The 13,795-nt window shown below is 65.3% G+C and carries 12 protein-coding genes; 9 read left to right on the top strand and 3 right to left on the bottom strand.

Annotation, left to right across the window (positions count from 1 at the left end):
* Nucleotides 1–142: 142 nt before the first annotated feature.
* From QDT69_RS04140 to QDT69_RS04125, 4 genes are all read left to right on the top strand, one after another.
* A complete protein-coding gene (locus tag QDT69_RS04140; protein WP_279705366.1) occupies nucleotides 143–1,414 on the top strand; it encodes an MFS transporter in 1,272 nt (423 codons plus the stop codon).
* Nucleotides 1,415–1,439: 25 nt separating this feature from the next.
* Complete coding sequence (locus QDT69_RS04135; RefSeq protein WP_279705365.1) at nucleotides 1,440–2,720, top strand: DUF1254 domain-containing protein; 1,281 nt, start codon at nucleotides 1,440–1,442, stop codon at nucleotides 2,718–2,720.
* A gap of 60 nt (nucleotides 2,721–2,780) precedes the next feature.
* Nucleotides 2,781–4,898: a hypothetical protein gene (locus tag QDT69_RS04130; protein ID WP_279705364.1), complete on the top strand. Its 2,118-nt coding sequence runs from the start codon at nucleotides 2,781–2,783 to the stop codon at nucleotides 4,896–4,898.
* A 232-nt stretch (nucleotides 4,899–5,130) separates the two neighbouring features.
* A complete protein-coding gene (locus QDT69_RS04125; protein ID WP_279705363.1) occupies nucleotides 5,131–5,880 on the top strand; it encodes an SDR family oxidoreductase in 750 nt (249 codons plus the stop codon).
* Between the two features lie 91 nt (nucleotides 5,881–5,971).
* Here QDT69_RS04125 and QDT69_RS04120 read toward each other — a convergent pair whose 3' ends face one another.
* Nucleotides 5,972–6,424, bottom strand: coding sequence for a hypothetical protein (locus QDT69_RS04120; RefSeq protein ID WP_279705362.1), 453 nt, complete (start codon nucleotides 6,422–6,424; stop codon nucleotides 5,972–5,974).
* A 159-nt stretch (nucleotides 6,425–6,583) separates the two neighbouring features.
* Here QDT69_RS04120 and QDT69_RS04115 point away from each other — a divergent pair, with 159 nt between their 5' ends.
* The 4 genes from QDT69_RS04115 to QDT69_RS04100 all read left to right on the top strand — a co-directional run bounded on the left by QDT69_RS04115 (nucleotide 6,584) and on the right by QDT69_RS04100 (nucleotide 10,987).
* Nucleotides 6,584–6,811 (top strand): hypothetical protein, encoded by a 228-nt coding sequence (locus QDT69_RS04115; protein WP_097676049.1) that lies wholly within the window; start codon nucleotides 6,584–6,586, stop codon nucleotides 6,809–6,811.
* A 153-nt stretch (nucleotides 6,812–6,964) separates the two neighbouring features.
* A complete protein-coding gene (locus QDT69_RS04110) occupies nucleotides 6,965–8,389 on the top strand; it encodes a caspase family protein (protein WP_279705361.1) in 1,425 nt (474 codons plus the stop codon).
* A gap of 71 nt (nucleotides 8,390–8,460) precedes the next feature.
* Nucleotides 8,461–10,494, top strand: coding sequence for a pyrroloquinoline quinone-dependent dehydrogenase (locus QDT69_RS04105; RefSeq protein WP_279705360.1), 2,034 nt, complete (start codon nucleotides 8,461–8,463; stop codon nucleotides 10,492–10,494).
* A 199-nt stretch (nucleotides 10,495–10,693) separates the two neighbouring features.
* Entirely contained in the window at nucleotides 10,694–10,987 is a 294-nt protein-coding gene (locus QDT69_RS04100; protein ID WP_028339845.1) for an HdeA/HdeB family chaperone, read from the top strand.
* Between the two features lie 79 nt (nucleotides 10,988–11,066).
* Here QDT69_RS04100 and QDT69_RS04095 read toward each other — a convergent pair whose 3' ends face one another.
* Nucleotides 11,067–11,528: a PaaI family thioesterase gene (locus tag QDT69_RS04095; protein ID WP_279705359.1), complete on the bottom strand. Its 462-nt coding sequence runs from the start codon at nucleotides 11,526–11,528 to the stop codon at nucleotides 11,067–11,069.
* A 44-nt stretch (nucleotides 11,529–11,572) separates the two neighbouring features.
* Nucleotides 11,573–13,048: an amidase gene (locus tag QDT69_RS04090; RefSeq protein WP_279705358.1), complete on the bottom strand. Its 1,476-nt coding sequence runs from the start codon at nucleotides 13,046–13,048 to the stop codon at nucleotides 11,573–11,575.
* Between the two features lie 469 nt (nucleotides 13,049–13,517).
* On the opposite strand from QDT69_RS04090, the gene QDT69_RS04085 reads away from it, so the two are divergent.
* Nucleotides 13,518–13,793, top strand: a complete 276-nt coding sequence (locus QDT69_RS04085) for a hypothetical protein (RefSeq protein ID WP_279705357.1) — start codon at nucleotides 13,518–13,520, stop codon at nucleotides 13,791–13,793.
* Nucleotides 13,794–13,795: the final 2 nt, after the last annotated feature.

Raw genomic sequence — 13,795 nt, 5'->3', positions numbered from 1 at the left:
CAATAAGATTTGGGGAGGCACGCGATGTCGTTCAGCGGCAACAGGCGATCGCCGATTGATCCGGCGGTCGTGGTTATCAGGCGCATCGACGATGCCGGCGGTCCGCTGTCAGCGCGCGTCGCTTGCGACTGACGAGGGCAGCATGGCGAGGCAGATCATGGATCCCGGCTGGAAGGTCGTTATCGGCTCGGGAATAGGCATTTCATTCGGTGCCGCGCCCATCTTTACCGCGGGCTTCGCGCATCTGACCGGGGCGATGGCGCAAGACTACGGCTGGAGCCAGGCCGAGGTGGCGCGGGGCGCAACCATCGTGCTGTCGTCGACGATGGTCGCCTATTTGTTTTGTGCGTGGCCGCTCGATCGTCTGGGTTCGCGAAAATTCGCGCTGATCAGCATTGCCCTGTTCGCGGTGTCGCTCGCCATTATGAGCCAGGTCGGAAACTCGTTGCTGCAATTTTATCTGGCGGCCGCGCTGTTCGGCTTTGTCGGCGCGGGCACCAACGTCGTGTCCTATGCGAAGGCAATCTCGCGCTGGTTCGATCAGCGGCGCGGCCTGGCGCTGGGTCTTGCCGCAAGCGCGCAGGCCGGCGGCAGCTTCATCGTGCCGCTGGCGGCGCACTGGATCATTGAACGATATGGCTGGTCGGCCTGCCTGCTGGCATTCGCCGCCTTCGAAACTGTTGTCTGCCTGCCGCTGGTGGCGTCGTTGGTAGCGGATGGTCCGCCCGCGGGCGATCCGGCGTCGAAAAACGACGGGCAGCAACGGCCATCGATGGACACCGAGGTGCCGGAGGCCGGCATCAGCGCCGCGGAGATCATCGGCACACCAACCTTCTGGAAGCTGGCGCTCTGCTTCGCCGTGATCGGAATGTCGTTCTATGCGATCGCGCCGAACGTCATGTACATCCTCAAGCGGCGCGGAGATGTGACCGGCGCCGATGTCGCCTGGATCCAGGCAGCCGGCGCCGTCGCGGCGCTGTTCGGGCGAATTGTCGTCGGACATCTGCTCGACCGGCTGCACGCCCGCGTCGTCGGTATCCTGACCGTCCTGCTGATGGCGTTGTCGGCGCTGCTCAATGCGACCGCGGACGCCGTAGCACCGATGGTTGTCGCCTCGATCCTGATGGGGTTCTCGATCAGCGGGGAGGCGGACCTGATGCCTTACCTGGCCGGGCGTTATTTCGGCACGCGATCGGTCTCGAAGGTGTTCAGCTGGCTGCTGTTTGCGTTCTGCATCGGCGCCGCGATCGGCCCGGTCGCGTTCGTCTGGCTATCGACGCTGAGCGACAGCGTGGTCTTGCCGTTGCTGCTGCTGGCGGCCGTGCAGATCGTCCCCGTGATGCTGTTCCTGTCGCTTGGGCGTTATCGGACGCCGCCCAAGCGCGCGCAAAGCCTCGCCATTGCGCTGACATGACCACGCACCCAGCCGGAGAACGAAAATGACGCTCAGGGATTCGCCGCAGACATCCGCCGGTGTACCGATATCCCGGCCGATTGCACCGGAAGCGAGCCTGGCTGCTGCCGCGGGCGAGGCCTTCGTCTATGCATTGCCCCTGATCGAGATGGCCGCGGTTCGCCGCAATTCGCTCGGCCGCACCGGACGGCAGAACACGTTGTCGCATCAACGCGACCTGATCGATCACAGGGCGCGCTGGGTCACGACGCCGAACAACGACACCCTGTATTCGATCGCATGGCTCGATCTGACCCAGGGCGCCGTCCGGCTGACGATCCCGCCGACGGGCGACCGCTATTTCTCCGCCGCGCTGATGGACATGTTCACCAACAACAATGCGGTGCTCGGAACACGGACGATCGGCAATGCCGGCGGCACGTTCACGATCATTGGACCTCACCAGACCGGCTCGGGCCCGGACGTGGTCCGTGTCGCGACGCCGCATGCGTGGCTTCTGATCAGAACATTGGTCGATGGCGCCGCCGACCTTGTCGCCGCACGCCAGGTTCAGGATGGCTTCAGGTTGGAAGGCCCGTCGGGCAGTCCGCCCGACGATCATGCGGAGCGCAACGCGGCCGCGCCGGCGCTGTTCGGCAGCATTCAGCGCCTGATGGCGTCGGATCCACCTCCGGCGACGGATACCGCGATCCTTCGCCGGATTGCAGCCGCGCTCGAACAGGCGGCGCCGACGGCGTCGGAAGCGATTGCCGAGGGCGTCGCCGCGGCGCGGTCGGCGCTGATAGCCGGCGGCAGACGATTGGAGTTCATCGACGGCTGGAGCTATCCGCGCACGAACCTCGGCAATTTCGATCAGGACTATCGCTATCGCGCAGCCGTGGCGTTGTGGGGCATCGGAGCGCTGCCGGTTGCCGAGGCGATGTACATGCGCGCCGCGGGAAATCTCGAGAACGGCTTCTTCGACGGCACCGCCGACTATCAGCTTCACTTGCCCGCCAAACTGCCGTTGAACGGTTTCTGGTCGCTGACGATGTACGAAGTCGCCGACGACAATCAGTTGTTCCTCACCGAGAACCCGCTGGGACGCTACGCCATCGGCGATCGTACGGACGGGCTGCGGCGCAACGCCGACGGGTCGATCACCATCTGGATCGGCCGCAGCGACCCGGGCGGCGATCGAACCGCCAACTGGCTGCCGGCGCCGAAGCGTGGGCCGTTCAGCCTGATCATGCGCTGCTACCTCCCGCGTCAGGAGATGCTGGCGGGACGCTGGCGCTTGCCTCCGGTCCGGGAGGCCGCGGGCTAGAGCATTCGAAGCGTTCGACAGGGGCGGATCAACGACAATAAAGACAAGGGGGCAGGGATGATGAGGGGGACTCTCCCCGGCGCAGTAGCCGGGCTGTTCTGCATGCTGGCGGCGGCACAAGCCGCCGATCAAACGACCGATACGGCGCGCGAGATGCCGAAGAAGGCCGTAACACTGAAGGCGCCGCCGCCGGCCGAAAAGCCGTTCTTCCTGGTCAACGACAACCGCGTCACCGTCTCGCAGTTTTCGGGAGGTGTTCCCGGTTACACCAAGAACGCGCAGAGCTCGACGCTCGCTTACACGCACTATGACACCTGGGCCTATGGCAGCAACAGCTTCTCGCTGTTGACGTCGAAATACGACCACGGGGCGGCCACCGCGCCGTGCCTCGGATCCGTGCTCGCTCCGACCGGCCGATGCGCCGGTGGCGTCGCGGCTCTGGCATCGATCCGCAGCACATTCGGATGGAACGAATTGTTCGACACCAATGCGTTCTCCGTCGGCCCGCTGACCAATATCTCGTTCCTGGTCGGGGCAGACGCTGCGGTCTCGAATATCTTCACCGCCTCCAGCAACTACGATGTGCTCGCCGGTCTGCAGTTCGGCTTCAGCCTGCCTTACAAGGGCTACTTCAACATCAGTCCGATGTACTTCCAGCGGATGCAGCACGGCGCGCAGCTGATGCCCGCGGGTTTCGGCGGCCCGGTGTCGATGCCGCCGCCTTATCCCGGCCTTCCCGACGGCGTGATGCACTTCTCACCGACCTGGGGGCTCGATTTCAACTACTACATGGATCTCGGCTTCCTGCCGGAGACCCTGCAATACTTCTCGATCAGCGGTCGCGCGTCGATCCGCGGCGCGGACGGCAACGGCGGCTACGGTCCTTATCCGCGAAGCCCGCTCAGCAACCGTACCACCGCCTACGCGCTCGAGCCGGTCCGCCTGACGCTCGACGCGGGCAAGCTGTTCTGGGGGATGAGCTATGCGCATCTGGTCGACGTCTGGGCCGCGTGGCGATACGAGAAGAACATCGGCGGCTATGCCGAAGCCTATGACACGTCCTGCATCACCAAGGGCGCGTACAATGGCAGTTGCTCGAGCAATGGCATCTACTATGGCATGACCGTGAAGCTGGGCGCGCCGCTGCCGGGAACGCCGGCCCTGTCGCCGTTCGGCACGCCGTTCTTCACCAGCGTCGACAACAGCTTCACCTATGGCGTGCTGCCGAGCGCGACCGCTCCGGGCGAAACCGCAAAGACCGTGAAGCAGGTCTACGCCTTCACCCACACCGACAGCTGGGCCTACGGCACCGATCGTCTCTATGCCGAACTGCTGAAGTCCGATCATCGCGATCCGGCTTCGCCGTGTTCGGCGGTCTACAGCCATCCGGCCTTCGGCGCCACCGCGCCGTGCTCGGGCAATATGGAGATCAACACCTCGCTGCGCAGCACGATCGGGTTCAACGAAGTCTTCAACACCGCGGCGTTCAGGGCAGGGGCACTGCGCAACGTGTCCTTCGAGATCGGCGCCGACGGCCGGACGACGCTGGGCTATGCGGCGCCGGCCAAGGAGGCGATCGTCGCCGGCCTGCAATTCGCGTTCGACCTGCCGTTCAAGAGCTACCTGACGATCGCGCCGCTCTACTATCAGGAATGGAATCATTCGACCTACGCGGTTCCGAACAACGCGGGCAACAGTCCGTATGGGGTCGGACTCTACGGCGTGCCGCCCTACAAGGGCCTGATGCCGGCCGGCTTCACCGGAACGGTCGACGGCAATCTGCATTACGATCCGACCTGGGCGCTGGAGATCGACTACGGCAGCGCGCTCGATTTCCTCCCGGAAAGCCTGCGCTACTTCTCTGTCAGCGGACATGTCGGCATCTACGGACCGAAGGGCAACGGCGCCTATGGCGGCTATACGCTCCCGTCGAGTTGGAACACCAAAACAGAGATCAACGCCGAGCCGGTCCGCCTGAGCTTTGACGTCAGCAAGGCGCTGTGGGGAAAAAAATACGCGCACCTCGTCGAGGCCTTCGTGGCGTACCGTTACTGGCACAACAAGTTCGGTCTTGACGGCAGCAACGCCGCCAACGGCATCTGCTTCTTTGCCAACGGCACGAGCAACAAGAGCTGCACCGAACAGACGGTCTACACCGGCGTGACGGTGAAGTTCTGACCGACCTGTCGTTGACGTTGCCGTGTCAACGCGCGCGTTCAGGCGTCGCGAGTCCAGGAGGGGGCGGTCCCCGCCGCGCTTGCGCAAGCCGGTGCCGCAGCACCCGCAACGCCTGTCGTCCGGATCATTTTTGCACCACCGGTGTGCGCATGTGCGCACTGAGCGGCCGGTGCGGGCGCGCCTAGCTGCAAGGTCTCCGGACGATCCGGGTGTGCAAACCCAGGGAATTGACATGTCGAGATTGGAAGGCAAGGTCGCGGTGATCAGCGGCGGCAACAGCGGCATCGGGCTCGCCATCGCGCAGCGCTTCGTGACGGAAGGCGCGCATGTGTTCATCTTCGGACGGCGCCAGGACGCGCTCAACAAGGCGGCGAAGCTGATCGGCGGCGGTGTCACCGCGATCCAGGCGGACGCGTCCAGTCTCGAAGACCTCGACCGCGTCGCCGGGACCGTTCGAAAGGCCAAGGGCAGGGTGGACACGGTGGTCTCCAACGCCGGCTTCACCGAACAGGTGCCGCTCCGCGACATCACGGAGGAGCACTACGACCGCACGTTCAACCTGATGGCCAAGGGACCGCTGTTCCTGGTGCAGAAGATGCTACCGATGATGGGCGGCGGCGGATCGATCATCCTTGTGTCGTCAGCGATGCACTATATGGGCTTGGCAAACCACTCGACCTATGCGGCAACCAAGGCCGCGGTGCGCTCATATGTCCGGACCTGGGCGGCCGAGTTCAAGGACAGCGGCATCCGCGCCAACCTGCTCAGTCCCGGCCCCGTCGATACGCCGATCATGGACTCCCAGGCGTCGACGCCCGAGCAAGCCGCCGCGATTCGCAAGATGTATTCCAACTACACGCCGATGCTCCGGATCGGCCGTCCGGAGGAATTGGCCGCTGCAGCCGTCTTCCTCGCCTCGGACGAGAGTTCGTTCATGACCGGCTCAGACATGGTCGTCGACGGCGGCGTCAGCAACGTCTGATCTGCGTGACGAACGGAGTTTGCTGCCCCGATCGACATGGGCGCGCATGACATGTGCGATCAGGCTTGGCCGCGCATGTCGACGTCTCAGACTAAGGTTTCGCGCTCCGCGGCGTTTCCACCGCAACGGCGCTCTCGACCGGCTCGTAAGTCTCGGTGAGGCAATTGTCGTCGGCTTCCACCTGCCGGCGATCGAAGATCGCGCCTTCGCTGATGAAGACGCGATAGGTCTGCGTCCCCAGCGGCTTGCCGATGACAGATGTCAGTTCGGCGCGCACGCAGGCGGTCCAGCCGGTGCCGCGCGGGTCGTGCAGCGGAGCGGAGACCCGTACATGCGACGGCTGCGAGCCGGCGATGAACACCGAATCCAGCTTGCCCGCGACCAGCCGCTTGACGTCCGGAGGCGTCTCGAGCGGCGCCGGCTCGCCAGCCTTGACCTTCAACATCTCCGGCCACACCGCGTGGCTATCCGCCAGCCCGCAGCCGCTCAACATCAAGGCGGCGCCGGCCAACAGCGCCGCCACCTGTACCTGTCCCTGTCCCATCGGGCGTATTTAATGTGCCGCCGCCAAGATTGCGCCCCCCCTGGTGGGGCTGAATTCGCATCGCGCGACGCTTTGTCGATCAACAAATGTCGAGCGGCAAGTTATCTTGGGGTAGAGGTGTTGCCGGATGTTTCTACGGCTGCGAGGGAAGGGACTGACATGAAAAGCTTCACGGTTGCTGCCGTCATTCTGGCGCTGATCGCGACACCGACCCTGGCCCAGGGCCGGCGAGGCGGCGGGGGCGACGACCGGAAGACGGAGAAGAAGCCCCAGATCGACGAGAAGGCCTACAAGGCCGCGCTCGATCGTATCCCCGAGCCCAAGGAGAAATACGATCCCTGGGGTGTCACCAAGCCGGCCGCCGATCCGGCCAAGAAGCCGAAATAGTCAGCTGAAATAGCCAGGGCTTATCGGGGCTCATCGGGTTCCTGCGGCGTCTCGACATAATAATCGACGTTGGCGGCTGCACATTGCCGCACGGCATGAACCTTCACCTGACGGCTTTCGACCCATCTGCGGTATCTATTGTCGGAGGCCGCCATGCTTCGCCGTTCGCTGCTCAGCCTGATCGTTCCGGTTGCGATCCTGTTCGGTGCCGTGCCGGCATCGGCGGAAAGCCGCCTGGCGCTGGTGATCGGGCAGTCCGCCTACAAGTCGGTGCCCGCGCTGCCCAATCCGGCCAACGACGCCAGGGCCATGTCGCAGATGCTGACCGACGCCGGATTTGCGGTGACGACGGCGTCGGATCTGTCCCAGGATGAGATGCGCGCCCGGATCAGCGACTTCGCCGGTCAGGTGGCGGCGAAGGGCGCCGACACCGTGGCGCTGGTGTTCTATGCCGGGCATGGCCTGCAGATCGATGGCGAGAACTATCTGGTGCCGGTCGACGTCGATCCGAAGCGCGAGGCCGACATCCCGATCCAGGCGGTCCGCCTCAACGACATCCTGAACACGTTGACCTCGGTGCCGAGCCGGATGCGCATCGTGCTGCTCGATGCCTGCCGCAACAATCCCTTCCCGGAACTCAGCAAGACCGCGGGGCACGGGCTTGCCATCATCGACGCCAAGGTCGGCGCGCCCGGCACCTTCGTGTCGTTCTCGACGTCGCCGGGCGCCGAGGCTGAGGACGGCAGCGGCGCCAACAGCCCCTATACGACCGCGTTGCTGGCTTCGGCGAAGGAGCCGGGGATCCCGATCGAGGATACGTTCAAGCGCGTTCGTCTTGCCGTGAACAAGGCGACCGATGGCCGCCAGACACCGTGGGACTCCTCGTCGCTCACCGACGACTTCCGCTTCATGGCAGGTCCTTCAGCCTCGCCCGCGGCCACGCCGGCGCCGGCCGCGACCAAGCGCACCGTCGACGAATGGAAGCGCGAATTGCAGGGCAAGCCGATCGAGGCTGCAAACGAACTGATCGTGGTTGACGGCACCGACGAAGCCTATGAAGCCTTCGCCGCGATCTTCGCCGGCACGCCGCGCGGCTTGCAGGCGCGCGACTGGCTCGACCGGCATCGCCGCATGGTGGCGTGGAACGACGCTGGTCTCGCCAACACCGCGGCGGCCTATCGCAGTTTCCTCGTGCTGTATCCCGACAGCGATCTCACGGCCACCGCGCGCAAGATGATCGAACGGTTGCGTTACCGTCCCGACCTGACGCCGGCCGCAGCGCTCAGCGTGCCCGCGACCAATGTCGCGCTGGCGGCGCCGACGTGTCCCTGCAACGCCGTGCCGCCGGAGCAGCAGAAGGCCGCCGTGCCGGCGAAGAAACGCGCCGATCCCGATCCGCCGCGGCGCGCAGGCAAGCGCCCGCCGCGCGTCGTGGTCGAGGACGACGTCGTCGTGGTGCGCCGGCCGCCTCCAGCCGTGGTCTACGAGCCTGTCGGACCACCGATCGGAATCGGGATTGGCATCCGCGGCGGCTATCGCGGCAATTATGGCGGCGGCTATCACAGGGGTGGATACTGAGGCGCCAATCGCGTAAAGGCTTTCCCGCATGAGATGCGGCGTCCGATGATCGCATCTTGCGGGAGGACGCAATGCGGTCCCTGTTTCGCCTGCTCGCCGCTCTGGTGCTTTGCATGCAACCGGCGCTCGCCTGGGAGTATTGGGGAGGGGATCGCGGCGGACAACGCTTCTCGCCGCTGACGCAGATCACGGCGGACAATGTCGGCACGCTGGTGCGCGGCTGGGAATTCCGCACCGGCGATCTCGACGCTCGCCCGCCCGACGTCATGAAGCGCACCAAGTTCGAGGTGACGCCGCTGTTCGTCGAGGACAGCCTGATCTTCTGCACGCCGTTCAACGAAGTGATCGCGCTCGATCCCGGCACCGGCGCACAGAAATGGCGTTTCGATCCGAAGATCAGCATGGCGCAGCGGCCGGCCAATCGCTTCGTCTGCCGCGGCGTCGCGCACTGGACGGATGATCGTGCGGCCGAAGGTGCGGCCTGCAAGTCACGCATCTTCACCGGCACCAATGACACGCGCCTGATCGCGCTCGATGCCAGGACCGGCAAGCCTTGCGCCGATTTCGGCAATGGCGGCGAGATCAAGATCGATGCCGGCATGAAGCTGGAATGGCCGGGCGAATTTCAGATCACGTCGGCGCCGGTGACCGGCCGCGGCGTGGTCGTGGTCGGATCCGCGATCGGCGACAACCGGCGGGTCGACGCACCGGTCGGCGCGGTGCGCGCCTTCGATGCACGAACCGGTCAACCGCGCTGGACCTTCGATCCGCTGGTGCATGAAAGCGTCGAGGCCGGCCACAGCAATGTCTGGGCGCCGATGTCGGTGGACGAGGAGCGCGGCCTGGTGTTCCTGCCGACGACATCGCCCAGTCCCGATTTCTGGGGCGGCAAGCGCCCCGGGAATGACGAGCACGCCAATTCGGTGGTCGCGCTGCGGATCGAGACCGGCGAGCTCGCCTGGGCCTTCCAGACCGTGCATCACGACGTCTGGGACTACGACTTGCCGGCGCAGCCGACGCTGGCGCGGATCGACACCGGCAACGGCATGCGCGACGTCGTGATCCAGCCGACCAAGCAGGGTTTTGTATTCGTGCTCGATCGCGATACCGGCAAGCCGGTGTGGCCGGTCGAGGAGCGCGCCGTGCCGCAGAACGGCGCCGAGGGCGAGAAGCTGTCGCCGACTCAGCCGTTTCCGACCCATGTGCCGCCATTGCTGACGCAGCGCATGACGGCCGATGATGTCGGCGGCATGCTGCCGGGCGTCAGCAGCGCGGCGTGCGAGAAGCTGCTCGCGCAATCCCGCAATGAGGGGCTCTACACGCCGCCGTCGACGCAAGGCACGATCGTCTACCCGATGACCGGCGGCGGTGTGAACTGGGGCAGCGCGGCGTTCGATCCGGTCAACCAGATCCTGCTCGCCAATGTCAGCCATGCGGCGCACGTCATTACTTTGATTCCGCGCGACCAGGCCAAGGGCTTCAATCCGCCACCCGGCCATGATTTCGGCCAGCAGCAGGGCGCACCGTTTGCGATGTCGCGGGCATTGGCGAGCACGGAGGTTGGCTCGCCGTGCAACAAGCCGCCCTGGGGCGAGACGGTGGCGGTCGATCTCAAGGCCGGCAAGGTGCTCTGGCATGCGACGGTCGGCACCAGCGAGGATCTCGCGCCGCTCGGCATCGCGCTCAATACCGGCACGCCGCTGCTTAGCGGCGTTGCGATCACCGCGGGCGGACTGGTGTTCACCGGCGCGATGGACGCCTATCTGCGCGCGTTCGATGTCAAGTCGGGAAAGCAATTGTGGCTCGGCCGGCTTCCGGTGCCGGGCGTCGCCAATCCGATGACCTACCTGTGGAAGGGCGAGCAGTACGTCGTGATCGGCGCCGGCGGACATTCCGAGGGCGGCACATCGATCGGCGACAGCGTGGTCGCGTTTCGCCTGCCGCGTCAGGGCGAGAGCGCGTCGCTGTGGACGCGCTTGATCGATCGTCCCGGCGGACGGTTCTTGCTCAAGGTGATCGAGGTTGCTTTGACGCTGATCGCGCTGACTGCGCTCATCGTGCTGCTGCGACGCAGGCGGCGGGGCCGTCGCGCAAACGCGGTGTAGTTCAGCGGCGCGCGCGTTGCGCCGCTGCATGACAAATCGGCGACATCGCTTCTCAATCCGTGCACCGAAACGACGTGCAGACGAATGCGCGCGATGTCATGCTTGCCTTCGCCGCGACGCTTCGCCTACGAGGTCGCGACGGACGCGCTGGGCTTCCAGCGAGCTGTTCATTTCAGATCATTTGCCCATGGAGATTGCGATGAAGATCACTGCCTCGATCATGCTTGCCGCCGCGCTCGCGCTGTCGTCCGCGCCGGCCAATGCCACCGTCCTCGATCTCTCGACCATGACCTGCAAGCAGTTCGTCGAAGGTGGCGACGACACCATCAAGATGGTGCTGGTCTGGATGGACGGCTGGTACAAGGGCGATTCCGACGAGGCGATCATCGACACCGACGTGTTCACCGAGAACGCCAAGAAGTTCGGCACCTATTGCGGAAAGAATCCGACCATCAGCATCGTCAACGCCGCCGAAGCCGTGCTCGGCAAGTAACGTTTCTTGGGCATGATCTCAGCGCAAACGCGTTGCGTTTGTCGCGGGAAAACCGCTTCGCACTTTTCAGGATCATGCTCTATCCCGGCAGCATCGCGAACGCGCTCGACACCATCGCCACCGGCTTGTTGTCGGTGGCGGAGGATAGCGTGACGCGGCCGAAGCTCATGGTGCGGCCGAGCCGGACCACGCGGGCGTCGGCCAGCACGTCGGAGGCGGTCACCGCGCGCATGAAGTGCGTGGTCTGGTCGACCGTCGTCATCGGCCGATAGCCCTTGTTGGCCGCGAGATTGGCCAGCACCATCGCGGTGTCGGCGAACGCCATCAAGGCCTGGCCGCAGACGATGCCGCCATTGCGGCACAGCCGCTCCGAGAACGGCATGCGCAGGATGGCGCCGGGCTGCCAATCGGAAGCGTTGCCGGGCGGCGGCGTGAACTCGAACTGCTCGATCGACAGATTGAGATCCTGCACCCACGGCGCAAAGACGTCGCCGAGCACCCGTCGCGCCTCGTCGATCCCGAATTCACCGGCCTGCTGCATGACGTCCCGTTTCCCCTGCTGATTTATTGTTCTCTATCTATCGCCTAATTGCGCGTGACGTGCACGCGCGGCGTCTCGCCGGCATTCCACTTGCCGTCGATCGCCCGCTCGATCTGGGCGGCGAGCTGCAGCAGGAGGCCGTCATCGGCCTGCTTTGCGATCGCCTGGATGCCGAGCGGCAGGCCGTGCTCGTTGGTCGCGAGCGGCAGTGAGATCGCCGGGATGCCGCAGAGATTGGCGAGCGGCGTGAAGGCGAAGTTGCGCCAGAGATTGCCGAACCAGTCCAGCACCGACGGATTGTCGCTGATGGTGAGATACTCCGTGGTGCCGACCTTCGGTGTCGGCAGCGCCGTGATCGGGGTCAGGATGATGTCCCAATCCTCGAAGAACGCGCCGAAGCCGCGGGCGGTGGTGTTAAACACGGTCTGCATGCGGGCGCGATCGGCGAAGCTAAAGTCGCGGCCATGCTCCCAGATGCGGATGTTGATCGGCTCGATCAGGTCCGCCGGCGGCCGCTCGAGGCCGCGCGCCGCGAGCATGTTGCCGATCACGACGGCGAAATTGCTGATGTAGCAGGTGGTCTGCGCCGCGAAGGCTTCGGTGTAGTCGATCGACGGCAGTGCGTAATCGACCTGATGGCCGAGACCCTCGAGGAAACGTCCGACACGCTCGAGCTCGGCGGTGATATGCGGCGTCGCGCGATACTCGCCCCAGGTGTGTGACAGCGCGATCTTGAGCCGGCCGGGGTCGCGCGCGATCATTGCTGTATACGGCTCCGGCGGGGTCCAGAACGGCATGAACTCGCCGGGTGCAGGTCCGCGGCACGCATCGACGAAGGCTGCGGTGTCGCGCACCGAGCGCGACTGGCAGCCCTGGATCGAAACGAGGCCAGTGAGATCGGACAGATGCGGCGCGAGCGAGAACACGCCGCGCGATACTTTCAGTCCGATATTGCCGTTGACGCCGGCGGGAATCCGGATCGAGCCACCGCCGTCGGTCGCATGCGCGATCGGCACCGCGCCGGCGGCAACCATAGCCGCACTGCCGGCCGACGAGCCGCAGGTGGTGTAGTCGGTATTCCAGGGATTGCGCGTGACATAGACCGCGGGGTTCTCGGCCGAGCTGCAGACCCCGAACTCCGGCGTCGTGGTGCGGCCGATCAGATTGAGGCCGGCCTTGCGCAGCTTCGTGGTCAGGAAGGTGTCGGCTGCGGCGCGGTTGCCGCGCATCATCAGCGAGCCCATCTCCTGCAGCCGTCCCTTCAAGGTCGGGCCGAGATCCTTCATCAGGAAGGGCAGGCCGGCGAACGGGCCGTTGAGGTCGGCGCCGTCGCGTGCGGGATCTGCGATCACGTCGTCGAACAGCTCGACCACGCCTGACAGCGCCGGATCGACCTTGGCGACGGCGCTGGCTGCCTGCGCCGCCAGCTCCCGCGGCGTCAACTCCCCGTTGCGGACGCGCTCGGCGAGCGCCGTTCCGTCATGCCGCGTCCATTCGTCCCAGCTCATCGCCAAAGTCATGTCGTCGATTCCTTTTCTGCTTTGTTGCGCACTGTAATTTGCAGAGCCGCCCGGTCAAACCGTCGCGCGTGCGCTGCGCTCCGGGGCGCGTGCGCTGCGCTCCGAGGCGCTTGCGCGGCGTTCCGAGGCACTTGCGCTGCGCTCCGAGGCGCGCTTGCGCTGCGCTCCGAGGCGCGCTTGCGCCGCGCTGCAAGCGCCGTGCCCGGCTTGAAAATGCCCCAGTTTTGGCGCCCAATTGCCCCTCCTCAGTGGTGGGGGCGTACATGTTCCGCAGGTTGGTGTTGCTGGGCGGCGTGATCGCGATCGGGCTTGCGCTTGGTAGTTGCACGCGATGCGGTCCGATCTGGGACGACTGGATGCAGTCGCCGAAATCCTGCAAGTCAGACCACCTCTAGGGCAGGGACTGACACGCTTGGCGACCGCTTTCTTGCGGTGATATACCGCTGACGAAAATGCAGGGAGCGTTGTGATGAGAGTTTTGTGCGCAGTTGCGGTCGCGGTGCTGCTGTCGGCGCCGGCCTATGCGCAAATGCCGAACGTCAATCTGATGCCTGAGGTCAAGACCAAGACCCAGGACGAGAAGGATCGGGACGCGGTCAACGACCGGGCCTACAAGGACTCGCTGAGCAAGATTCCGGATGCCAAGGGATCGTCCGATCCCTGGGGGGCGGTGCGCAGCGATGCGCCGAAGGCGGCTGCCCATCCCGCCAAGCCGAAGACCAAGACCGGAAGCTCCGCGCAGTAGCG

The organism is Bradyrhizobium sp. CER78, from assembly GCF_029846235.1.
Lineage (GTDB): Bacteria > Pseudomonadota > Alphaproteobacteria > Rhizobiales > Xanthobacteraceae > Bradyrhizobium.
This window is presented reverse-complemented; position numbering and strand designations above follow the sequence as displayed.

What these genes read in the sequence shown, in the direction of transcription:
- QDT69_RS04140 (WP_279705366.1), top strand. Translation starts at nt 143, where the DNA reads ATGGCGAGGCAGATCATGGATCCCGGCTGGAAGGTCGTTATCGGCTCG.
- QDT69_RS04135 (WP_279705365.1), top strand. Translation starts at nt 1,440, where the DNA reads ATGACGCTCAGGGATTCGCCGCAGACATCCGCCGGTGTACCGATATCC.
- QDT69_RS04130 (WP_279705364.1), top strand. Translation starts at nt 2,781, where the DNA reads ATGAGGGGGACTCTCCCCGGCGCAGTAGCCGGGCTGTTCTGCATGCTG.
- QDT69_RS04125 (WP_279705363.1), top strand. Translation starts at nt 5,131, where the DNA reads ATGTCGAGATTGGAAGGCAAGGTCGCGGTGATCAGCGGCGGCAACAGC.
- QDT69_RS04120 (WP_279705362.1), bottom strand. Translation starts at nt 6,424, where the DNA reads ATGGGACAGGGACAGGTACAGGTGGCGGCGCTGTTGGCCGGCGCCGCC.
- QDT69_RS04115 (WP_097676049.1), top strand. Translation starts at nt 6,584, where the DNA reads ATGAAAAGCTTCACGGTTGCTGCCGTCATTCTGGCGCTGATCGCGACA.
- QDT69_RS04110 (WP_279705361.1), top strand. Translation starts at nt 6,965, where the DNA reads ATGCTTCGCCGTTCGCTGCTCAGCCTGATCGTTCCGGTTGCGATCCTG.
- QDT69_RS04105 (WP_279705360.1), top strand. Translation starts at nt 8,461, where the DNA reads ATGCGGTCCCTGTTTCGCCTGCTCGCCGCTCTGGTGCTTTGCATGCAA.
- QDT69_RS04100 (WP_028339845.1), top strand. Translation starts at nt 10,694, where the DNA reads ATGAAGATCACTGCCTCGATCATGCTTGCCGCCGCGCTCGCGCTGTCG.
- QDT69_RS04095 (WP_279705359.1), bottom strand. Translation starts at nt 11,528, where the DNA reads ATGCAGCAGGCCGGTGAATTCGGGATCGACGAGGCGCGACGGGTGCTC.
- QDT69_RS04090 (WP_279705358.1), bottom strand. Translation starts at nt 13,048, where the DNA reads ATGACTTTGGCGATGAGCTGGGACGAATGGACGCGGCATGACGGAACG.
- QDT69_RS04085 (WP_279705357.1), top strand. Translation starts at nt 13,518, where the DNA reads ATGAGAGTTTTGTGCGCAGTTGCGGTCGCGGTGCTGCTGTCGGCGCCG.